24 protein-coding genes and 1 pseudogene are annotated in these 20,268 nt (G+C 72.9%); 5 read left to right on the top strand and 20 right to left on the bottom strand.

All coding sequences use genetic code 11. The annotated features are described in order from the left end of the window. Positions 1-14: 14 nt before the first annotated feature. The 8 genes and pseudogenes from ACTWO6_RS03060 to ACTWO6_RS03025 form a co-directional block, all read right to left on the bottom strand. Positions 15-896, bottom strand: a complete 882-nt coding sequence (locus ACTWO6_RS03060; RefSeq protein ID WP_446218114.1) for a potassium-transporting ATPase subunit C — start codon at positions 894-896, stop codon at positions 15-17. Next, positions 896-3,088 carry a potassium-transporting ATPase subunit KdpB gene (gene kdpB, locus ACTWO6_RS03055; RefSeq protein WP_446218113.1) on the bottom strand — a complete coding sequence of 731 codons (2,193 nt, stop codon included), beginning with the start codon at positions 3,086-3,088 and terminating at the stop codon, positions 896-898. The genes ACTWO6_RS03060 and kdpB overlap by 1 nt, the downstream gene beginning before the upstream one ends. Positions 3,089-3,108: 20 nt before the next feature. Next, positions 3,109-4,764 carry a potassium-transporting ATPase subunit KdpA gene (kdpA, locus tag ACTWO6_RS03050; RefSeq protein ID WP_446218112.1) on the bottom strand — a complete coding sequence of 552 codons (1,656 nt, stop codon included), beginning with the start codon at positions 4,762-4,764 and terminating at the stop codon, positions 3,109-3,111. Beyond that, complete coding sequence (gene kdpF, locus ACTWO6_RS03045; RefSeq protein ID WP_036343797.1) at positions 4,764-4,853, bottom strand: K(+)-transporting ATPase subunit F; 90 nt, start codon at positions 4,851-4,853, stop codon at positions 4,764-4,766. The genes kdpA and kdpF overlap by 1 nt, the downstream gene beginning before the upstream one ends. Before the next feature lie 263 nt (positions 4,854-5,116). Beyond that, positions 5,117-5,692 (bottom strand): IS1096 element passenger TnpR family protein, encoded by a 576-nt coding sequence (locus tag ACTWO6_RS03040; RefSeq protein ID WP_446218111.1) that lies wholly within the window; start codon positions 5,690-5,692, stop codon positions 5,117-5,119. Continuing rightward, the gene (locus tag ACTWO6_RS03035; protein ID WP_446218110.1) at positions 5,682-6,149 is read right to left on the bottom strand and encodes a hypothetical protein; all 468 of its coding nucleotides are present in this window, start codon (positions 6,147-6,149) and stop codon (positions 5,682-5,684) included. The genes ACTWO6_RS03040 and ACTWO6_RS03035 overlap by 11 nt, the downstream gene beginning before the upstream one ends. A gap of 738 nt (positions 6,150-6,887) precedes the next feature. After that, positions 6,888-7,085 (bottom strand): annotated as a pseudogene (locus tag ACTWO6_RS03030) (serine/threonine-protein kinase); the annotation flags it as partial. Positions 7,086-7,170: 85 nt separating this feature from the next. Further along, positions 7,171-7,662, bottom strand: coding sequence for an FIMAH domain-containing protein (locus ACTWO6_RS03025; protein ID WP_446218109.1), 492 nt, complete (start codon positions 7,660-7,662; stop codon positions 7,171-7,173). Between the two features lie 27 nt (positions 7,663-7,689). On the opposite strand from ACTWO6_RS03025, the gene ACTWO6_RS03020 reads away from it, so the two are divergent. After that, entirely contained in the window at positions 7,690-8,049 is a 360-nt protein-coding gene (locus ACTWO6_RS03020; protein ID WP_446218108.1) for a hypothetical protein, read from the top strand. A 144-nt stretch (positions 8,050-8,193) separates the two neighbouring features. Beyond that, positions 8,194-8,619 (top strand): ATP-binding protein, encoded by a 426-nt coding sequence (locus ACTWO6_RS03015; protein WP_446218107.1) that lies wholly within the window; start codon positions 8,194-8,196, stop codon positions 8,617-8,619. Between the two features lie 40 nt (positions 8,620-8,659). Here the strand turns inward: ACTWO6_RS03015 and ACTWO6_RS03010 are convergent, their stop codons facing one another. From ACTWO6_RS03010 to ACTWO6_RS02995, 4 genes are all read right to left on the bottom strand, one after another. Continuing rightward, a complete protein-coding gene (locus ACTWO6_RS03010; RefSeq protein ID WP_446218106.1) occupies positions 8,660-9,637 on the bottom strand; it encodes an aldo/keto reductase in 978 nt (325 codons plus the stop codon). A 13-nt stretch (positions 9,638-9,650) separates the two neighbouring features. Next, a complete protein-coding gene (locus tag ACTWO6_RS03005; RefSeq protein WP_109800793.1) occupies positions 9,651-10,496 on the bottom strand; it encodes an NAD-dependent epimerase/dehydratase family protein in 846 nt (281 codons plus the stop codon). 117 nt (positions 10,497-10,613) lie between these two features. Then, positions 10,614-10,811: a DUF3152 domain-containing protein gene (locus ACTWO6_RS03000; RefSeq protein ID WP_446220542.1), complete on the bottom strand. Its 198-nt coding sequence runs from the start codon at positions 10,809-10,811 to the stop codon at positions 10,614-10,616. Next, a complete protein-coding gene (locus ACTWO6_RS02995) occupies positions 10,733-11,179 on the bottom strand; it encodes a hypothetical protein (protein WP_446218105.1) in 447 nt (148 codons plus the stop codon). The genes ACTWO6_RS03000 and ACTWO6_RS02995 overlap by 79 nt, the downstream gene beginning before the upstream one ends. 216 nt (positions 11,180-11,395) lie before the next feature. On the opposite strand from ACTWO6_RS02995, the gene ACTWO6_RS02990 reads away from it, so the two are divergent. The 3 genes from ACTWO6_RS02990 (at position 11,396) to ACTWO6_RS02980 (ending at position 14,334) form a co-directional block, all read left to right on the top strand. Further along, positions 11,396-12,613 (top strand): DUF2786 domain-containing protein, encoded by a 1,218-nt coding sequence (locus ACTWO6_RS02990; RefSeq protein WP_446218104.1) that lies wholly within the window; start codon positions 11,396-11,398, stop codon positions 12,611-12,613. A gap of 114 nt (positions 12,614-12,727) precedes the next feature. After that, complete coding sequence (locus ACTWO6_RS02985; RefSeq protein WP_242624442.1) at positions 12,728-13,087, top strand: YciI family protein; 360 nt, start codon at positions 12,728-12,730, stop codon at positions 13,085-13,087. Beyond that, positions 13,084-14,334, top strand: a complete 1,251-nt coding sequence (locus ACTWO6_RS02980; RefSeq protein ID WP_446218103.1) for an RNA polymerase sigma factor — start codon at positions 13,084-13,086, stop codon at positions 14,332-14,334. Before ACTWO6_RS02985 ends, ACTWO6_RS02980 begins: the two co-directional genes overlap by 4 nt. Before the next feature lie 280 nt (positions 14,335-14,614). Here the strand turns inward: ACTWO6_RS02980 and ACTWO6_RS02975 are convergent, their stop codons facing one another. The 8 genes from ACTWO6_RS02975 to ACTWO6_RS02940 form a co-directional block, all read right to left on the bottom strand. Continuing rightward, a complete protein-coding gene (locus ACTWO6_RS02975; protein ID WP_446218102.1) occupies positions 14,615-15,055 on the bottom strand; it encodes a hypothetical protein in 441 nt (146 codons plus the stop codon). Between the two features lie 17 nt (positions 15,056-15,072). Continuing rightward, positions 15,073-15,573 carry an EndoU domain-containing protein gene (locus ACTWO6_RS02970; RefSeq protein ID WP_446218101.1) on the bottom strand — a complete coding sequence of 167 codons (501 nt, stop codon included), beginning with the start codon at positions 15,571-15,573 and terminating at the stop codon, positions 15,073-15,075. 7 nt (positions 15,574-15,580) lie between these two features. Further along, positions 15,581-16,075 carry a WXG100-like domain-containing protein gene (locus tag ACTWO6_RS02965; RefSeq protein WP_446218100.1) on the bottom strand — a complete coding sequence of 165 codons (495 nt, stop codon included), beginning with the start codon at positions 16,073-16,075 and terminating at the stop codon, positions 15,581-15,583. A 3-nt stretch (positions 16,076-16,078) separates the two neighbouring features. Next, on the bottom strand, positions 16,079-16,402 hold the full coding sequence (locus tag ACTWO6_RS02960; protein ID WP_446218099.1) for a hypothetical protein: 324 nt from the start codon (positions 16,400-16,402) through the stop codon (positions 16,079-16,081). Beyond that, a complete protein-coding gene (locus tag ACTWO6_RS02955; protein ID WP_446218098.1) occupies positions 16,402-16,824 on the bottom strand; it encodes a YbaB/EbfC family nucleoid-associated protein in 423 nt (140 codons plus the stop codon). The genes ACTWO6_RS02960 and ACTWO6_RS02955 overlap by 1 nt, the downstream gene beginning before the upstream one ends. A 171-nt stretch (positions 16,825-16,995) precedes the next feature. Beyond that, positions 16,996-17,499 carry a hypothetical protein gene (locus ACTWO6_RS02950; protein WP_446218097.1) on the bottom strand — a complete coding sequence of 168 codons (504 nt, stop codon included), beginning with the start codon at positions 17,497-17,499 and terminating at the stop codon, positions 16,996-16,998. A gap of 219 nt (positions 17,500-17,718) precedes the next feature. Then, entirely contained in the window at positions 17,719-17,892 is a 174-nt protein-coding gene (locus ACTWO6_RS02945; protein WP_089011428.1) for a CsbD family protein, read from the bottom strand. Positions 17,893-18,012: 120 nt separating this feature from the next. Further along, complete coding sequence (locus tag ACTWO6_RS02940) at positions 18,013-20,268, bottom strand: heavy metal translocating P-type ATPase (protein WP_446218096.1); 2,256 nt, start codon at positions 20,266-20,268, stop codon at positions 18,013-18,015.

Raw genomic sequence — 20,268 nt, 5'->3', positions numbered from 1 at the left:
CCCGTGGCGGTGGATCAGCGAGCCGGGAACTGCCGGTCGAGGGCGACGTTGAGCTCCAGGACGTTCACGCCCGGTTCGCCCATGAAGCCCAGCGACCGTCCGGTGGTGTGCTGCTCGACCAGGCGGCGGACCGCCGCCGGGTCCGCGCCCCGCTCGCGAGCGACCCGGTTGACCTGCAACTTCGCGTACGCCGGGGAGATCTGCGGGTCGAGGCCGCTGCCGCTGGCGGTCACCGCGTCGGACGGCACCGCCGGGTCGGCGGGCGCGTCACCACGGATCGGGGTGATCACGCCGCCGGCCGCCACGTAGTCCTCGCCCGGCTTGGCCAGCTCGACCGGCACGCCCTGGTACGAGCCCACGAACGGCGTGGCCGGGGCGGTCTGGTTGACGCTGACCACGCGGGTGATCCGGCCGGTCAGTCCGTCGGCGCGGAACACCGCGAGCACGGCACCGACGCCGTCGGGCGTGCAGTACGGGCGCCGCCCGTCGACGCCCTCGAGTTCCCCGATCGCCTTGCTGCGGGCGCAGACAAGGCTGAGCAGGCTCGGGGTCGACTCGGCCGGGTCGGTGGCGATGGTGTCGACGACGCTCTCCGGGCCGAGGTTGCTGGCCGCGGTCGACGTCGGGTCGTAGCCGTCGCCGGCGGCGGACGGGCGGGACTGGAAGTAACGCGGGACGGGGTTGCCGTCGGCGTCGGTGAAGGACTGCCCGATCAGTGCGCTGCCGACGGTCTTGCCGTTGGCGGTGAGCAGCGAGCCGTCCGCCTTGTCATTGAGGCCGGGCAGCCGGCCCACCGCGACCAGGGCGAGCGGGTACGCCAGCCCCAGCAGGACGGTGAAGACGAGCAGCGCGCGCAGGGCGGCGAGGTGTTGGGCGAGCCAGGTGGGTAGGCGCATCACGAGATCCCTGGGATGAACTGGATGAGCAGGTCGATGAGCTTGATGCCGATGAACGGCACGATGATGCCGCCGAGGCCGTAAAGCCAGAGGTTGCGGCTGAGCAGCTTCGACGCGGCGGCGGGCCGGTAGCGGACACCGCGCAGGGCGAGCGGAATGAGCGCGATGATCACCAGGGCGTTGAAGATGACCGCCGAAAGAATCGCCGACTCGGGGCTGGCCAGCCGCATGACGTTCAGGGCGTCCAGGCTCGGGTAGAGCCCCGCGAACATGGCCGGGATGATCGCGAAGTACTTCGCGATGTCGTTGGCGATGCTGAAGGTGGTCAGCGCCCCCCGGGTGATCAGCAACTGCTTGCCGATCTCCACGATCTCGATCAGCTTGGTCGGGTCGGAGTCGAGGTCGACCATGTTGCCGGCCTCCTTGGCGGCCGACGTGCCGGTGTTCATCGCGACGCCGACGTCGGCCTGGGCCAGGGCGGGGGCGTCGTTGGTGCCGTCGCCCGTCATCGCGACCAGCCGGCCGCCCTCCTGCTCCTTACGGATCAGGGCGAGCTTGTCCTCCGGGGTGGCCTCGGCGAGGAAGTCGTCCACGCCGGCCTCGTCGGCGATCGCCTTCGCCGTACGCGGGTTGTCACCGGTGATCATCACGGTCCGGATGCCCATCCGGCGCATCTCGTCGAACCGCTCCCGCATGCCGGTCTTGACCACGTCCTTGAGGTGGATGACGCCCAGGGTGCGGGCCGGCTCCCCGTCGAGGTGCTCGGCGACCACCAGCGGGGTGCCGCCGATGCCGCTGATCTCGTCGACGAGTTGGCCGACCTGCTCGGTCGGGTGACCGCCGTTCTCGCGTACCCACTTCATCACCGCGGCGGCGGCGCCCTTGCGGATCCGACGGACCCCGCCGGCGACGCTCTCCGCGCCGAGGTCCACGCCGCTCATCCGGGTCTGCGCGGTGAACGGCACGAAGGTGGCGTGCGGGATGACGCCCGGCTCGCGCTCCCGCAGCCCGAAGGCGTTCTTGGCGAGCACGACGACCGAGCGGCCCTCGGGGGTCTCGTCGGCGAGGCTGGACAGCTGGGCGGCGTCGGCGACCTGCTCGGCGGTCACCCCCTCGACGGGCAGGAACTCGGCGGCCTGCCGGTTGCCCAGGGTGATCGTGCCGGTCTTGTCGAGCAGCAACGTGTTGACGTCGCCGGCGGCCTCGACGGCCCGGCCGCTCATCGCCAGGACGTTGCGCTGCACCAGCCGGTCCATGCCGGCGATGCCGATGGCCGAGAGCAGCGCGCCGATCGTGGTGGGGATCAGGCAGACCAGCAGCGACACCAGGACGACGCCGCTGACGCCCGCGTCGGTGATCGCGCCGCTGTCCGACGCGGCCGCCTGGTACCCCTTGGAGAAGATCGCCAGGGGCTGGAGGGTGACCACGGCCAGCAGGAAGATGATGGTGAGCGCGGCGAGCAGGATGTTCAGCGCGATCTCGTTCGGGGTCTTCTGCCGGTTCGCGCCCTCCACCAGGGCGATCATCCGGTCGATGAAGCTCTCCCCCGGCTTCTGGGTGATCTTGACGACGATCCGGTCGGAGAGCACCTTCGTACCGCCGGTGACCGCGCTGCGGTCGCCGCCGGACTCCCGGATCACCGGGGCCGACTCGCCGGTGATGGCGGACTCGTCCACGCTGGCGATGCCCTCGACCACGTCGCCGTCGCCCGGGATGATCCCGCCCGCCTCGACCAGGACGACGTCGCCCTGCTTGAGCGCGGGGGCCGGCACGGCCTCGTCGCGGTAGGTGTTCGCCGCGGCGCCGGGCGTCCAGCCGATCAGGCGGGTGGCGATGGTGTCCCTCTTCGCCTGGCGCAGGGCGGCGGCCTGGGCCTTGCCCCGGCCCTCGGCGACCGCCTCCGCCAGGTTGGCGAAGAGCACGGTCAGCCAGAGCCAGACGGTGATCGCCCAGGCGAACACCGACGGGTCGGCCACCGCCAGGACGGTGGTGAACGCGGCGCCGATCTCGACGATCAGCATCACCGGGTTGCGCCACAGGGTGCGCGGGTCGAGCTTGCGCAGCGCGTCCGGCAGGGACCGGAGCAACTGCTTGGGGTCGAGCAGGCCCCCGCCGACCCGGTTGCCATGGATGGCCGGGGTGCCGGCGGTCGGCTCCTGGCCGGCCCCGGATGTCACTGGTGTGACGGACATGTCCTTGTTCCTCATGATTGTCACAGCCCCTCAGCGAGGGGGCCGAGCGCGAGCGCGGGCAGGAAGGTCAGCGCGACGAGGATCACCGTGACGCCGACGACCATTCCGATGAACAGCGGTCGGTGGGTCGGCAGGGTGCCCTCGGAGGCGGGGGTGGGTGCCTGGCGGGCCAGCGAGCCGGCCAGCGCGAGCACGAAGATGATCGGCAGGAACCGGCCGAGCAGCATGCACAGGCCCAGCGCGGTGTCCCACCAGGTGGTGTTGACCGTGATGCCTGCGAAGGCGGAGCCGTTGTTGTTGCTCGCCGAAGTGAACGCGTAGAGCACCTCGGACAGCCCGTGCGGGCCGACGTTGAGCGCCGTCGAGTTGTTGCCGGTGGCGAACGCGGCCGCGGTGCCGACCAGCACCAGCGCCGGGGTGATCAGGAAGTACAGCGAGGCGAACTTGATCTCTCGCGAGCCGATCTTCTTGCCCAGGTACTCGGGGGTCCGGCCGACCATCAGGCCGGCGACGAAGACGGTGATCACCGCGAGGATGAGCAGGCCGTAGAGGCCGGAACCGGTGCCGCCGGGCGCGACCTCGCCGAGCATCATGTTGACCATCGTCATCATGCCGCCGAGTGAGGTGAACGAGTCGTGGAACGAGTTCACCGCACCGGTCGAGGTCAGCGTGGTGGCGGCGGCGAAGGTGGCCGAGTTCGACACGTCGAACCGCACCTCCTTGCCCTCCAGGGCCGCGCCGACCGCCTGCGGCACGGTCCCGTGCCCGGCGAGCTCGAAGACGTTGGTCAGGGCGATGCTGACGAACGCCAGGATCCCCATCACGGCGGCGATCGCGTAGCCCTGCCGGTTCTGCCCGACCATCCGGCCGAACACCCGGGGCAGGCTGAACGGGATCAGCAGGATCAGGAAGAGCTGCAACCAGTTGGTCCACGCGGTCGGGTTCTCGAACGGGTGGGCGCTGTTGACGTTGTAGAAGCCGCCACCGTTGGTGCCGAGCTCCTTGATCACCTCCTGGCTGGCCACCGGTCCGCCGGTGACGGTCTGGCTGCCACCGGTCAACGTGGTCAGGTCGGTGCCGGCGGAGAGGTTCTGCACCGCGCCACCGATCATCAGGGCGAGCGTGGCCAGCACCGCGACCGGCAGCAGGATCCGCAGCGTGATCCGGGTCAGGTCCACCCAGAAGTTGCCCAGCTCGCCGGTGCGGCTGCGGGCGAAGCCGCGCACCAGCGCGACCGCGACCGCGATGCCCACGGCGGCGGAGACGAAGTTCTGCACCGCCAGCCCGGCCATCTGCACCAGGTGGCCCATCGTCGACTCACCGGAGTAGGACTGCCAGTTCGTGTTGGTCACGAACGACACCGCGGTGTTCCAGGCGCCGTGCGGCACCACCGGGTCGAAGCCGAGCGACAGCCAGAGGTGATTCTGCACCCGCTGGAACAGGTAGAGGAACAGGATCGAGAGGGCGGAGAAGGCGAGCACGCTGCGGGCGTACACGCCCCAGGACTGCTCGGCGGCCGGGTTGACCCCGACCAGCCGGTAGATCCCGCGCTCGACCCGGGACTGCCGGGTACCGGAGACCACCCGGTACATGTAGTCGCCGAAGGGTTTGTAGACCGCGACGATCGCCGCGATCAGGGAGAGGATGAAGATGACGCCGGCTGTTGTCATGGTCATCAGAAGCGCTCCGGGAACAGCAGGGCCACGACCAGGAACACACCCAGGCCGATCGCCAGCACCAGGCCGACGGCGTTGACGGCGCTCACAGCTTCTCCACCGCCCGTACCACCAGGGCGAGCGCTGCGAACAGCGCCACCGTCACGAGCACGAACACCACGTCAGACACAGCTGACTCCTCATCGCGGATTCATTCGTCACGACCGCCTTCCGGTCGCGCCGGGCAATCAAAACGCCACACCCTTTAGAAGGACAGGGGCTATAACGCGACCATGACGGGTAGCTGCCGATTCTTGACGCGCTTTTGACGCAGGCCCCTGATCGGGTGACCCCGGTCACCGCACGTCGGCGGTCAGCGGCGCGTGCCCCACGACGGCAGGATGGGTGGCAGGTCCGCCCGAATCGCCGTCGTCCGCCGGGCCGGGCGGATCAGGGCGTGGTCGTCGGGGAGGGTCCGCCCGTACTGGTCCGGAACAGCTCCCCAGCCGTGCAGCGGGTACGGCTTCCGCGACGGCGGCTCCGCCCAGCGGTCTTCGGCGCGACGGGCGGTGCACAGGTGGGTCCAGTCCTCGCCAAGGTCGAACAGGTAGGCGAATGAGGCGCCGGGGTGCAGGAGGTCGAGCCGGCGGGACCGGCCGTCCAGGGTGCCGGGAAAGGCTGGTCCGTCCCGCCACGCCGACCAGCTCACCTCGATCCCGACGGGCAGCACGAACATCCGCAGGTGATCCAGGTCCCGGCGGCCGAAGGCGACGTCGATCGCCTCCGCGAGGTCGGCGAAGGTGTGCGCCGAACTTGCCGCGAAGACGCGACCCGGGCGTGGCCACCAGTCCTGGCCACGCCCGGTCACCAACTCCACCGCGATCGACAGGGTGCCGCCGACCCCGCCGGGCGTCCCGTCCTGCTCGGCTTCGGCGCGGTCACGCCGCACGGGGACCGCCCGGCGCGTCGTCCGGGGGCGCGACGACGCTGGTACGGGGCCTCACCACCGACGGGTACCGAGCTGCCTCCTCGCCGTCGGCCGAGGCCATCGCGCGCAGGCGCCGGTAGCCGGCGCCGAGGACCGCGGCGAACGCAATCAACGCCGCGTAGGTCCAGGCGTCACCGCCACCGGTCAGCTCACCGAACCGGTGCGCGAGGAACCCGACGAACGTGGCCATCGCCAGGGCCGTCACCGCGGCGACCGCCCGCAGGTCCGCCACCAACGCCGCGTACGCCCCGGCGGCGACGGCGACGAGGAGCGCCCGGGCCGCCAGGTCCACCGGCGGGAACACGGCAGCAGCCAGCAGCACCGCCCCGACCATCGCCGCCCAGCCGACCGCGACGCTGATCCCCGTCGGTGTCGACTCCCCGTACGTCCCGGTGTTCCGATCTCGATCGACAGCCACAGCACGCCTCCGGCGACAGCGAGGGCCCGCACCTCAGGCCCGCCTCTGGCCATACCAGTCCCGGCCCGCAGCCGCCGTCGATGGCTTTCACACGTTCGCTACGCCCGGCGGAGGATTTTTGACATCGCTTTGACGGTCCGCCGGCAGCCACGTTCAAAGCCGTTCCGACTTGTCCTTCCCGGTGGCGGGAAAAGCGCGTGAAAAGTGCGGCCCGCGGCATCAGCATCTTGTATCGGAGCCCGCCCGACCCAGGTCAGGCCGGGCATATTCGGGCTCATGCCCGATGCCGCGACGTTGGTCGATTCCGACCCCGACCAACGCCTGACCGACCAGACCGGCCTCCTACGCCGGCGGCCCTGGCGGCCCGTCCGATCAGGCAGCCGCAGTGCGGCCGGTCGCGACCAGTTGAGCGGCCTCGGCGGCCTCGCCGCCCTGTCGCTGGACGCGATGGCGTCGGTGGCGTCGGTGGCGTACGGCCCCGAGGCCATCGTCCTGGTGCTGGCTGCCGCCGGCGGGATCGGGCTGGGGTTCACGCTGCCGGTCACCCTGGCCATCGCCGGGCTGCTCGCGGTCCTCGTCCTGTCGTACCAGCAGGTCATCGGGGCCTTCCCCGACGGCGGCGGCGCCTACGCGGTGGCGAAGCGGCACCTGTCCCGGCGGACCAGCCTGGTGGCGGCGGCCTCGCTGGTGGTGGACTACGTGCTCAACGTGGCCGTCTCCGTTGCCGCGGGGGTGGCCGATGTTCGGGTGGCGGAGCCGGGCGGCAGAGCGGGCCTCGGTCCGGATCCGGTGCAGCAGCTGGGGGTCGGCCGCCAGCTCCGGGGAGAGCACCTTCACCGCCACGTCCCGCCCGAGCACCTCGTCGTGGGCACGCCAGACCACCGACATGCCGCCGGCACCCAGCCGGTCCAGCAGCCGGTAACGGCCGTCCAGCATCGACCCGACGTTCACGATCTGAAAGTGCCCCGGCCGCCGTCCGGGGAAACACCGGACGGCGGGCCGCCGGGGTGGATGACCGGCGTCAGCGGTCGGGCAGCGCCTGGCCGAGCTGCGTCGTCCCGGCGACGAGGACCTCGTACCCGCTGGCGCTGATCTTGCCATCCTGGCGCAGGTCGATGAGCTTCTCGGCGAACTCGCGCAGCTGCTCCCGCGCCTCGTCCGTCTCGCCGTCGGCGATCTTCTCCTCCACCTCGCGCAACCGTTTCCCCAGCTCGTTGCCGACTCGGGGGCGTAGCTGCCCCTGCTGCACGAGCCCTTCCACGGTGGTCCCCAGCCCCGCCACGAGTTCCGCCGGGCTGGCCGCCCGCCGTGGGGCGGGGGACGACGAGGACGGGGAGCTGGTGGGCGTGGGCGAGGCTTCCTCGGTCACCGGCTCGGTGGGGTCGGCGGGGGCGGACGTGCCGATCGCCACGGTGGAACCGGTGGCGGGACCGGCGTCCTCATCGCCGGCGAAGGCCACCATGAGCATGGCGGCCACCATCGCGACGCCAGCTCCCCCCACCGCCAGCCACATCAGCCGACGTCCATCGTCGGGGGCGCGGTGGCGGCTGCCGGCCGGCCGGACCAGCGGCAGCACGCTCGTGGGCGGGGCCACGTCGGCGCCGTACTGGTCACGGGGGGCGGACACGCCGGACATCATGCCATTTCGGGGAGCCGGCCGGGAGCCCGGAGTCTGCCACCGCAGTGCCACGCGGAGTCGAAAGAGCAGTTCCGGGACCTGCCGGGCTGGGACCGGTACGCCGCCGCGCACTGGCTCAACCTGCGCCGCTGGCTGGACGACAACCCGGACGACGAGCTCGCAGGGGAGCTGCGGCGGGAGCTGACCGAGGACCCGGTCCGCCACGTCCGCTACCGGCGGGAGTACCTGGGCTGGGGCGTCTTCGCGCTGCTCCGGCACTGACGGCCGGACCGGCGCCCCCTCGATCCCGGTGGCGAGGGGGCCGGTCCGACCGGGCCCCGGCGAGACATAGCGGAGCGCGACGACGCCGCCGATGAGTCCACGCTCACCCGCTTAGCGGACGGCTACGCAGGGTAAACCAGGATCATGGGACAGTTGCGCACGTCGCCGCCGCCGCCGCGGGCCACCGAACTCGAGCGGTGGGACCTCGGCACGGCCGCGGAACTGCGCCAGCTGAGGGCGTCGCTGTGCGCGGCGCTGACCCGCTACGGCCTGGCCCAGGGGGAGGAGCTCGACGAGGTGCCCGGCCTGGTCGTGCTGGTCGCCACCGAGCTGGCGAGCAACGCGCTGCGGCACGGCATCCCGCCGACCATCGTCACGCTGCTCGCCGCCGACGACTGCTTCATCCTCGACGTCGCCGACCACGACCTGGCCAGCGTGCCCGAGCTGGCCGAAACCCACCCGCTCGACTCGGGCGGACGCGGGCTGCTGCTGGCGCAGTCGGTCTCCCTCGCCGTCGGCTGGTACGCGACGGACGACACCAAGAACATCTGGGCCTCCTTCCCCCGCTGAGGGCGGGCCGGCCCGGGCAGCGCCCCGGCTCGACGGCCGGCTAGAAGCCCGCCAACGGGTGCGGGACGTACGACGCCTCCAGCGCCGCCACCTCCTGGTCGGTCAGCTCCAGCTCCAGCGCGGCCACCGCGTCGGTCAGGTGCTCCGGCTTCGTCGCGCCGACGATCGGCGCGGTCACCGCCGGGTTGCGCGCCACCCAGGCCAGTGCCACCTGCGCCCGCGGTACGCCCCGCGCCTCGGCGATCCGGGCCACCGCCTCGACGACCCGCCGGTCCGGCTCCTCGGTACGCGCGTAGAGCCTCCGGCCGAACTCGTCGGTCTCCGCCCGCGCGGTGCGCTCCCCCCAGTCCCGGGTCAGCCGCCCCCGCGCCAGCGGGCTCCACGGGATCACCGCGATCCCCTGGTCCACGCAGAGCGGCAGCATCTCCCGCTCCTCCTCGCGGTAGAGCAGGTTGTAGTGGTTCTGCATGGAGACGAAGCGGGTCCAGCCGTGCCGCTCCGCGGCCCAGAGCGCCTTGGCGAACTGCCAGGCGTACATCGAGGAGGCGCCGAGGTAGCGGACCTTTCCGGCGCGGACCAGGTCGTGCAGCGCCTCCAGGGTCTCCTCGATCGGCGTTCCCGGGTCCAGCCGGTGGATCTGGTAGAGGTCCACGTAGTCGGTGCCGAGCCGGCGCAGGCTGGCGTCGATCTCGCTCATGATGTGCTTGCGGGACAACCCGCCCCGGTTCGGCCCCGGACCCATCCGGCCGTGCACCTTGGTCGCGATGACCACCTCGTCGCGGCGGGCGAAGTCCTTCAGCGCCCGGCCGACGATCTCCTCGCTGGTGCCGTCGGAGTAGACGTTGGCGGTGTCGAAGAAGTTGACCCCCAGCTCCACCGCCTGCCGGATGAACGGCCGGCTCTCCTCCTCCGGCAGCGACCACGGGTGCGGGCCGCGGGCGGGGTCGCCGTAGCTCATGCAGCCCAGGCAGAGCCGGGACACCTCCAGGCCGGTCGCCCCGAACTTCACGTACTCCACGCGGACCTCCTCCTCAGCGCCAGCCGTGCTTCGGCTCGTAGCCGAGCACCCGCCGGGCCTTGTCGATCGAGAGCAGCGTCTCGTTGCCGGTCAGCTCCCGGCGCACCGGAACCCCCGGGAAGACCTCCGCGGCCAGCTCGGCGGTGGGGCGGCTCATCACCGTGTCGGCGTTGGCGATGATGAAGACGTCCATCCCGGTCGCGTCGTGCTCCAGCGCCCGGCGGACCGCCTGCGCCCCGTCCCGGGCGTCGATGTAGCCCCAGAGGTTCCAGGAGCGCAGCGACGGATCGGCGTCGTACCCGGGGAAGGCGGCGTAGTCGGCCGGCTCCATCACGTTGGAGAACCGCAACCCGATCGCCTTGAGCCGGGGCTCCCAGCGGCAGAACTGGGCGACCATCTGCTCCTCCAGGTGCTTCGCCAGCGCGTACGACGTCTCCGGCCGGGCCGGGTACTCCTCGTCCACCGGCAGGTACGGCGGCGGGGTCCCGAACGGCAGGCCGAGCAGCGTCTCGCTGGACGCCCAGACCACGTTGGTGATGCCGACCGCCCGGGCGGCGGAGAAGACGTGGTAGCTGGCGGTGATGTTGTTGCGGAAGGTCACCGCGTTCCCGGCGACGCCCGGCCCCGGGATGGCGGCCAGGTGCACCACCGCGTCCACCCCCGAGTAGCGCTCATCGATGCCGGTGAACGCCTCCAGCACCTGACCCTGGTCGGTCAGGTCGATCCGGGTGAACGGGCAGCGCGGCTCGGCCGGCGCGACCAGGTCCAGGTTCACCACGTCGTACGAGTGGGCGAGCAGCTCGTCCACGACCGCCCGGCCGAGCTTTCCGCTGCCTCCGGTGACCACGACCCGACTCATCCGCGTCCCCTCCCCGGGGCCCTGGGCCCCTGCCGCGCGCCACGTGTCCGCGGTCCATCTCACCACCGCCGGCCGCGCGGCGCCGGTCGGGGGCGGGTCGCCGCCCGGCGGCCCCCGTCAGTCCTCGGCGGGGACCGGGTCGTCGTACTGGCCGGTCGGGCCGGTGTGCAGGGCGTCGTCCACCCGGGGCCAGGCGTTCGGCGTGCAGCCGTGCAGGCCGAGCGTCTGCTGCTCCATCACCGGCGCCGGCCCGCCGGCCCGTGGGCACAGCTCGTGGCCCCGGCCCAGGCGGTGGCCGACCTCGTGGTTGAGCAGGTACTGCCGGTAGCTGCCCAGATCGTCGAAGTGCGGGACGCCACGGCGCCGAGGGCGGTGGCGGTGCGAAAGCTCCCGGTGCCCCGGGGCGGGTAGCTGACGGTCGGCTCCCGTGGCGGGGCGATCCGGCCCGCCGCCGGCTTCTCCGGCACGGGCGCGGGCGCCGCCGGGCGCGCCGGGGCCGGGCCGGTGGCGGGCCGGGCGCCGGCCGTGGCCAGCAGGTCGGGGCCGCCGCGCCGGGCGGCGTACGCGCCACCGGCGGCCAGCCCGACCGCCACCACCACCAGCGCCAGCAGGGTCACCGAGCCGGCGCGGGACGCCCGACGTCGCCGGTGCAGGCCGCCGTCCCGCGTGGTACGCCCGCCCACATCGATCTCCGTCCGTCGCCGCCCCTGGTCCGCCCAGGAGTACGGACGAGCGGCCCGGTCGGTTGACCGTCGGCGGGAGAATCCGCGCGCCGGCGGTCGATGGTGAGGTCGCTCACGGGTCGCGGCGCCCGGGGCGCCGGTACCGTTCGGGGCGGGTGCGCACCTCGCCACCCGTGGTCGCCCGCACCGGAACGACCGTGGAGAAGGGGTCAACCCGTGCCGGACGCCGACAACCTGGTCGCTGCCGCCCTCGTGGCGGCGCGCGGCACCGACGTACGCGAGGCGGAACGCGCCCTGGACCGGCTGGTGGTCGGCGACGGCCCCGCGGTGGACGCGGCGCTCCTCGCCCGGCTGCGCCGCGGCGTCGGCCGGCTCTGGCCGCGTGGCTGGCAGCCGGTCGACCTGGACCGGATCGCCGCCCGGCGGCTCGACCCGGGTGCCGCCCGGCTGGTCCGGGCGGCGGTCGCCGCCCAGCGCGCCGCCCTGCCCGGGGCCGTTCCGCAGTGGTTCGACGAGCAGGTGGCCGAGCTCGACGCCGGGTGGGAGACCGAGGTCGACTGGCTGAACCGGTGGGCGGCCCGGGTGGGCGTGGACCGGATCACCGCGCTGCGCGACGCGGTGGACGCGCTCGGCCTGGTCGAGGGGCTGCCCCCGATCGCGCTGCTCCGCCCACCGCCGGGTAGAGCGGCCGCCACCCCGCGGGTGTCCGCCCCGGTCTCCGGGTCGCGGATGCTGGACCGGGTACGCGCGCTGCTGGCCAAGGCCGAGTCGACCACCTTTCCGGCCGAGGCGGAGGCGCTGACCGGCAAGGCCCAGGAGCTGATGGCCCGGCACAGCATCGACGCCGCCCTGCTTGACGCGACCGCCGAACGGCCGGACCAGCCGGGTGGGATACGGCTGAGCACCGACGCCCCGTACGCGGCCGCGAAGGCGCTGCTGGTGCAGGAGGTGGCGGCGGCCAACCGGTGCGAGTCGGTCTGGTCCGACGACCTCGGCTTCGCCACCGTGCTCGGCTTCCCGGCGGACCTGGCGGCGGTCGAGCTGCTGCACACCTCGCTGCTGGTGCAGGCCACCGCCGCGATGCTGCGCGGCAGGGGTGAGCGGCGGACGAAGACCGGCAGCCGGCGGACCAAGGGCTACGACGAGTCGTTCCTCAACGCGTTCGCGCTGCGGATCGGGGAGCGGCTGCGGGCGGCCACCGAGTCGGCGAACCGGGAGGCGGTCGAGGAGCGGGGCGACGACCGGCTGCTTCCGGTCCTCGCGGCCCGCTCGGACGCCGTGCGGGAACGGCTGGACACCCTCTTCCCCGGGGTCACCCGGCACCGCCTCCAGGTGCGGGACGCGGAGGGCTGGTCCTCCGGGACGTCGGCCGCCGACCGGGCCTCGCTCGACGCCGGCGCCCCGGCCCGCCGGGCGGTACGCGGGCGGCGCTGACCCCTTCCGGAATTTCCCCGGGTGAGGATGTCGGGTACGGCGCCTCGGCTCCGACCCCTCACCGAGAGGCGCCCACACCTGTGGCCCGTACCCGAGGAGTGCACCGTGAAGTACATGCTGCTGATCTGGAACCGCCCCGGCTTTCTGGAGGAGCTCTCCGAGCAGGAGCGGAACGCCATCTTCGGCGAGGTCGACGTGATCATGAAGGAGCTGACCGAGTCGGGTGAGCTGGTCGGCGGGCAGGCGCTCGCCGACCCGTCGCAGACCCGGACGGTCCGGTCCGTCGGCGGCCGCGCGGAGATCACCGACGGCCCGTTCATGGAGAGCAAGGAGCAGTTCGCCGGCTACCTGATGGTCGACTGCGAGAGCCCGGAGCGGGCCGCCGAGATCGCCGCGAGCTGGCCGGACGTCCGACGGGGCGTCGGCGTGCTGGAGGTGCGGCCGGTGATGGACGAGGCCGGGACGGAGATGTGACCGCTGCCGACCACGCCGTCGGGGACCTGCTGCGCACCCTGGCGCCGCAGGTCCTCGCCGTCCTCGTCCGGCGGCACGGCCAGTTCTACGCCTGCGAGGACGCCGTGCAGGAGGCGCTGCTCGCCGCCGCCGTGCAGTGGCCCGCGCAGGGCGTGCCCGAGCACCCCCGCGCCTGGCTGGTCACCGTGGCGACCCGCCGGCTCACCGACGAGTGGCGCAGCGAGCGGGCCCGCCGCGACCGCGAGGTCGCGGTGGCGCTCCGCGAGCCCGGGTACGCGGCGGTCGCGCCGCCCGCCGACGAGGAGCCGCCGACCGGGGACGACACGCTGAAGCTGCTCTTCCTCTGCTGCCATCTGGCGCTCACCGTCCCGGCGCAGGTGGCGTTGACGCTGCGGGCGGTCGGCGGCCTGACCACCGCGCAGATCGCCGGGGCGTACCTGGTGCCGGAGGCGACCATGAGCCAGCGGATCCGCCGGGCCAAGCAGCGGATCGAGGCGACCGGGTCCCGCTTCGTCCTGCCCTCGGCCGCCGATCGCGACGAGCGGCTGCGCGCCGTGCTGCACGTGCTCTACCTGGTCTTCAACGAGGGCTACACCGCCTCCACCGGGCCCGACCTGCAGCGGGCGGAGCTGACCGGGGAGGCGATCCGGCTGACCCGGGAGCTGCGCCGGCTGCTCCCGGACGACGGCGAGGTCACCGGGCTGCTGGCGCTGATGCTGCTCACCGACGCGCACCGGGCCGCCCGGACCGGGCCGGCGGGTGAGCTGGTCCCGCTGGCCGAGCAGGACCGCAGCCGCTGGGACCGGGCCGCGATCGAGGAGGGGGTGGCCCTGGTCACCGAGGCGCTGACCTGGTCGCCGCCCGGGCCGTACCAGCTCCAGGCGGCGATCGCCGCGGTGCACGCCGAGGCACCGTCGGCGGCGGAGACCGACTGGCGGCAGATCGTCGCGCTCTACCGGCTGCTCGCGCGGATCGCGCCGAACCCGATGGTCACTCTCAACCAGGCCGCCGCGGTGGCCATGGTGGACGGCCCGCGCGCCGGGCTCGCCCTGCTGGCGCCGCTGGACGCCGACGAGCGGACGGCCGGGCACCACCGCCTCGCCGCCGTCCGCGCCCACCTGCTGGAGCTGGCCGGCGAGCGGGCGGCGGCGCGGGCGGCGTACCGGGCCGCCGCCCGGGGCACCACCAGCCTCCCGGAGCGGCGTTACCTGGAGGTACGGGCCGCCCGGCTCGCCGCCGACCGATGAGTTCTCGCGCCGAGGGGGGTCCACCGGACCTGGGAAACGTGACCAGTCAGATCTCCATCTCCCTGGACGGATACGTGGCCGCGCCGGGCCAGACCGGCTGGTGGGGTGACGACCCGCCGCTCCGCGTACTGGTCTTCGTGCTGACCCACCATCCCCGCGAGTCGCTGGTGATGCGCGGCGGCACGCCGCTCTTCGCGGGGCAAACGACGCCCGGCTGGAGCCGGTGCGGGTGGTCGCCGCGCCAACCGTCACCCACGTCACGTACCGGGTGTTGCGCTGATCAGAACAGCCGACCCCGGTACGGGTGGGTGAGGCCCCACTTCTCCTCCCACCGCAGCAGGGCCGCCTGCCATTCCGGAAGGTCGGGACGGTACTCACGGATCAGCTCCCGCTCCGGCAGGCTCACCAGGTAGCGCCAGTAGCTCTCCAGGGCGTCCCGGACCTCGTCGACCGTGTATTCCCCGCGCTGGTGCTCGAGCCACTGGTTCTGCAGCAAGACGCCCTGCTGGGTGAACTCCACCTCGAACTTGTCACTGCTCCACTCCTCGAACGGCGCCCGCCCAGCCGCGACATCATCGATCATGGCCAGGCCGTCGAGGCAGACCAGGAACTGGCGCGAGATGTCGGTGATCAGCCAGACCCCGAGGGTCGTGTACCGGTCGTCCTTCACCTGGTAGGCCGGAAGGTTGAACTGGTTGAGGGAGAAGGTGATGAAGGTCAAGGCAAGCCTTCCGAGGATCAGAGGACGGGCCACCCGTGCGTGAAGCCGTCGGGGCCATCGTAGAAGCCCTGGATGGTCACCTCTCGGTACGTGCCGATCCAGGTCCCGTCCGGCTGTCGGACGGCATTCTGGAAGGCCCCGCTGATGGCATTGTCCACCTGCGCGGGGGTCCAGTCGTCCGGGAAGAAGGTGCTGACCCCGCCGTTGCCGGCCTTGGGCTTCCACTCACCGTGCGGCGGATTGCGGGTCGGGTCGAAGAACTCGGGTTCCGCCTCGTACGCGCCGTTCGTCGGGTGCCGGTTGACCGTGCCGGGCCTGATTCTGCGGCCGGGAAAGTCCTGACCGCCGGGTCGATAGTGATAGCCGGAGCCCTTGGTGAGGCCGGGTCGGACATGCCCGCCGAAGACGTGGTCGACGAAGTGCGGCTTCATCCGGCCCGGCCGGTTGCGCCCCTTGGTCTTCTTCAGGAAGCGCAGCGCGGCCCGCATCAACCGCCCGCCGGCCCTACCTCCGCTCATCCCCCGGTCACCCGTCGATCAGCTTCCAGATGACCTCCTGGATGAGGTTCCCGACGATGGTCCGGGCGAGTTGCTGGAAGACCGGGATCTCCAGCAACGAGGCGCCGAAGGTGACCGCGGCCGTGGCGACCGCCTGGGCGATCTGGATGGCGAGGACCACCAGTTGCACGATCACCGCGATCTTCAGCGCGAGGACGATCGCGCCGCAGATGATCAGGCCGGTTCCGGTGAGCACGGCGGCGGTCACGCCGTCCCGGAGGCTGTCGGCGGGGCTGTCCTCCTTGGTCCACCAGGCCTGGAAGGCGCTGATGTCCTGCCCGGCGTGGGTGGTCCAGACCGCGCTCGCGCCGGTGTCCGCCTCGGCGACCACCCCGGCGAGAGTGCCGGAGAAGCCGATCCAGGCGTTCCCCATCTCGAAGAGCCGGGTCTCGTCCGCCTCGGGCCAGGTGTAGCCGAGGACGCCCAGCAGCGAGCGCAGCTCGCCGGGAAGTTCGAGGCCCACCGCTCAGCCTCCCAGGCCCTGCTGGAGGCCGTCGAAGCCTTTCGTGATGGCGGCCTCGACCTGCGCGTACCGGGTGGCCATGCCGGTGAGGTCGGTGCCGGCGGCGGCGATCTCCTGCAACGCGCTGTCGAAGCAGTCGAAGGCGAAGGCGGACACCTCGTCGTGGGCCGCGCCGATCAGCGAGCCGATATCGTCCGACCCCCAGGGCCGGCCGAAGCTCTCCAGCTCCGCGCGGAACGCCGCCAGCGCCTCGGTGAAGCGGGTGGCGGCGCCCTCCAGCGCCCGCCCCGAGCCGCTCAGCCCCTCCGGGTCGATCTGGAGGGCCATCACTTCCCGCCCTGGCGGGCGAGCCGATCCTGGGCCTCGATCAGGGAGTCGGTGAACTTGGTGAGCTGCCGGCCGGCGTCCTCCTGGATCCGCCGCAGCTGGTCGCCGAGCCCACCGAGGTCGACCTGCCCCGGCACCGCGCCGGCCGCCTTCTCCTGGAGGTCGGCGAGCGCCTCGTTGACCGCCCGGGTGATCTCCTCGGCGAGCGACTCGCTCGCCATTCGCATGACCCGGGGGTCGAGGGCGAGCGCGGTGACCCGACCGGGCGGCGCCACGGTCGCCCGGACCATGCCGTCGGCGGCTTCTCCCACGCCCTCGGGCGGCACCACGTCGTCCTGCGGGCCACCGCCGAACTGACCGAGCGCGGACATGGTCTCGGACAGCAGGCGGCCGAGACCGGACGGATCGATCGGGTCTGCCATGGCGCGGCTCCCTCCGTGGTCGGGGTCGCCTCGCATCCTAGGTCCCGGACGCGAACCGCGATGACCGTCGGTGAGCGGGAGTCGACATTCCGATATGGACGGCGGTATGCGCTGGCCGGGCCGGCGCAAGGGGTCGGCGGGGTGCTGCCCCTGATCAGAGTGGACGGACGGTCAGGCGTGGCACTCCTCGGTGAGGCGCCGCGGGATGCCGACGAAGGTCGAGGTGAGCCACTTCGCCGGCGCGGCCGACCTGGCGCCGGCGTCGATCCGGTCGGCGGTGTCGGTGATCAGGACCTTGATCTCGGGGTCCTGCGCCCGGGCGGCCTGCCCACGCACGTCGTCGGCCAGGTCGGTGAGGTTGGCCTTGAGCTCCGCGCTCACCTGCTCCGGGGTGAGCTCGCGGCGGGTCGCCGCCGCGGAGTCGTCGGCGATCTCCCGGCTGCCGGCGATGATCAGCTTGTCGACGCTGGCGCACACCGCCGCGGTGTTCGCCGCCGTCACCGGGGAGGGCGCGGTGGTGGCGGCGGGGGTCCCCGTTTCCACGGCGGAGGCGCTGGGCGCGGCGGCCGTGGTGCCGGCCGGGGCCGCGCTCTCCTCCCCGGTGGACTGGCAGGCCCCGGCGAGCGCGGTCAGCGTCACCAGGGCGGCGGTACGGATCGCGGTGGTACCGGTCATGGTTCTCCCCGTACGGTCGGTGGCCGTCCCACGGACGGTCCTCGGTCAACCGGGGCTCACTGTCGTGCTGCCGCCCGCGCCCCGATCAGATCGAGCGGCGACAGACCATCCTGCCAACGCGGCGACGCCTCGGCAGGACGCGCCCCGGCCGGGACGTCAACCCGGGCGCGCAGCACGCCGGGCACGGCGGTTGCCGGCCCGGCGTGCGAAAGCCGTGCGTCAGCTCTTGAAGGCGTCCTTGATCTTCTCGCCGGCCTGCTTGAGGTTGGCGTTGGCCTGCTCGTTGCGACCCTCGGCCTCGAGGCGCTCGTCGTCGGTGGCCCGACCGACGCCTTCCTTGACCTTGCCCGCGGTGTTCTCGGACGCGTTGTCGATCTTGTCGTCGATACCCATGCGAACCTCCACTCAGCGGTTTTCGCTATGCCCCCGAAGTACCCCCGCGTCCGGTTGCTCAACCCTCCGTCACCGGCGGCGCTCACCGACGGTGAGGAGGCAGGCCCGCCGGAGCCGACGTCAGCCGACCGGGCGGAACCGGCGCAGCCGCAGGCTGTTGGCCACCACGAAGACCGACGAGAAGGCCATCGCCGCACCGGCGATCATGGGGTTGAGCAGGCCGGCGGCGGCGAGCGGCAGGGCGGCCACGTTGTAGGCGAAGGCCCAGAACAGGTTGCCCTTGATGATGCCGAGGGTCCGCCGGGAGAGCTGGATCGCGTCCACGGCGGCCGTCAGGTCACCCCGGACCAGGGTCAGGTCGGACGCCTCGATCGCGACATCGGTGCCGGTGCCCATGGCCAGCCCCAGGTCGGCCTGGGCGAGCGCGGCGGCGTCGTTGATCCCGTCACCGACCATCGCCACCGTCCGGCCCTCGCCCTGGAGGCGCTTGACCACGTCCACCTTGTCGGCCGGCAGCACCTCGGCGATCACCTCATCGACGCCGACCTCGGCGGCCACCGCCTTCGCGACGGTGGCGTTGTCGCCGGTCAGCAGCACCGGGGTGAGCCCCAGCCCGCGCAGCCGGGCGACCGCCGTCCGGCTGGTCGGCTTGACCACGTCGGCCACCGCGAGGACCCCACGGGCCCGACCGTCCCAGCCGGCGAGGATCGCCGTCCGTCCGGCGGCCTCCGCGTCGGTCACCGTCCGCACGACCTCCTCCGGTACGTCCAGACCCCGCTCCCGCAGCAGCCGGAGCCGCCCGACCACCAGCTCGCGGCCGTCGACCGACCCGGTCACGCCGAGCCCCTCGACGTTGGCGAACCCGGTCACCGCCGGCAGGGCGCCCGCGTCGACGGCGCCGGCGGCGACGGCCCGGGCGATCGGGTGCTCGCTGGCGGCCTCCAGCGCGCCGGCCAGCCGGAGCAGCTCGTCGGCGTCCTGACCGGCGGCGGGGAGCACGTCGACCAGGGTCATCTTGCCGGTGGTGACGGTGCCGGTCTTGTCCAGCACCACGGTGTCGACCTGGCGGGTCGACTCCAGCACCTCCGGACCCTTGATCAGGATGCCGAGCTGGGCGCCTCGCCCGGTGCCGACCAGCAGCGCGGTCGGCGTCGCCAGGCCGAGGGCACACGGGCAGGCGATGATCAGCACGGCCACCGCCGCGGTGAAGGCGGCGGTCGTCCCAGCGCCGGTGCCGAGCCACCAGCCCAGCGTGCCGACGGCGAGGGCGATCACGATCGGCACGAAGACTCCGGAGATCCGGTCGGCGAGCCGCTGCACCGCCGCCTTGCCGGTCTGCGCCGCCTCGACCAGCTTCGCCATCTGGGCGAGCTGGGTGTCCCCGCCGACCCGGGTGGCCCGGACGACCAGCCGGCCGCCCGCGTTGACGGTCGCGCCGGCCACGGTGTCGCCCGGCCGCACCTCGACCGGCACCGACTCACCGGTGAGCATGCTGGCGTCGACCGCGGAGGAGCCCTCCTCCACGACGCCGTCGGTGGCGACCTTCTCGCCGGGCCGGACCACGAACCGGTCCCCCACCGCGAGCTGGTCGACCGGGACGCGGACCTCCTGGCCGCCCCGGAGCACCGCCACGTCCTTGGCGCCCAGCTCCAGCAGGGCGCGCAGGGCGGCGCCGGCGGTCCGCTTGGAGCGGGCCTCGAAGTAGCGGCCGGCGAGGATGAAGACGGTGACCCCGGCCGCCGCCTCCAGGTAGATGTTGCCGGCGCCGTCGGTGCGGGTGATGTCGAAGCGGAACGGGTGGGTCATCCCGGGCATGCCGGCGTCGCCGAGGAAGAGCGCCCAGAGCGACCAGCCGAACGCGGCCAGGGTGCCGAGCGAGACCAGGGTGTCCATGGTCGCCGCGCCGTGCCGCAGGTTGATCCAGGCGGCCCGGTGGAACGGCAGCCCGCCGTAGACCACGACCGGGGCGGCCAGGGTCAGCGAGAGCCACTGCCAGTAGTCGAACTGCCAGGCCGGGACCATCGCCAGCAGGATCACCGGCACGGCCAGGGCCACCGACACCCACAGCCGGGTACGCAGTCCGCGCAGCTCGTCCACCGGCTCGGCGGCGGTCTCCGCCCCGGCCGGCGCCGGCGACGGCGGTACGACGGCGGTGTACCCGGTCTTCTCCACGGTGGCGATCAGGTCGGCCGCCGAGACCTCGTCGGGGTACCGGACGGTGGCCTTCTCGGTGGCGTAGTTGACCGTGGCCTCGACGCCGTCCATCCGGTTGAGCTTCTTCTCGATCCGGGCGGCGCAGGACGCGCAGGTCATGCCGCCGATCGCGAGCTCGATCAGATTCGGGGCGACCGGCAGGGACTTGGCGGTCGATGTCAT

Source organism: Micromonospora sp. IBHARD004 (genome assembly GCF_052814115.1).
The sequence above is the reverse complement of the archived record's forward strand: the minus strand, read 5'-3'. Positions and strand labels throughout refer to the sequence as shown.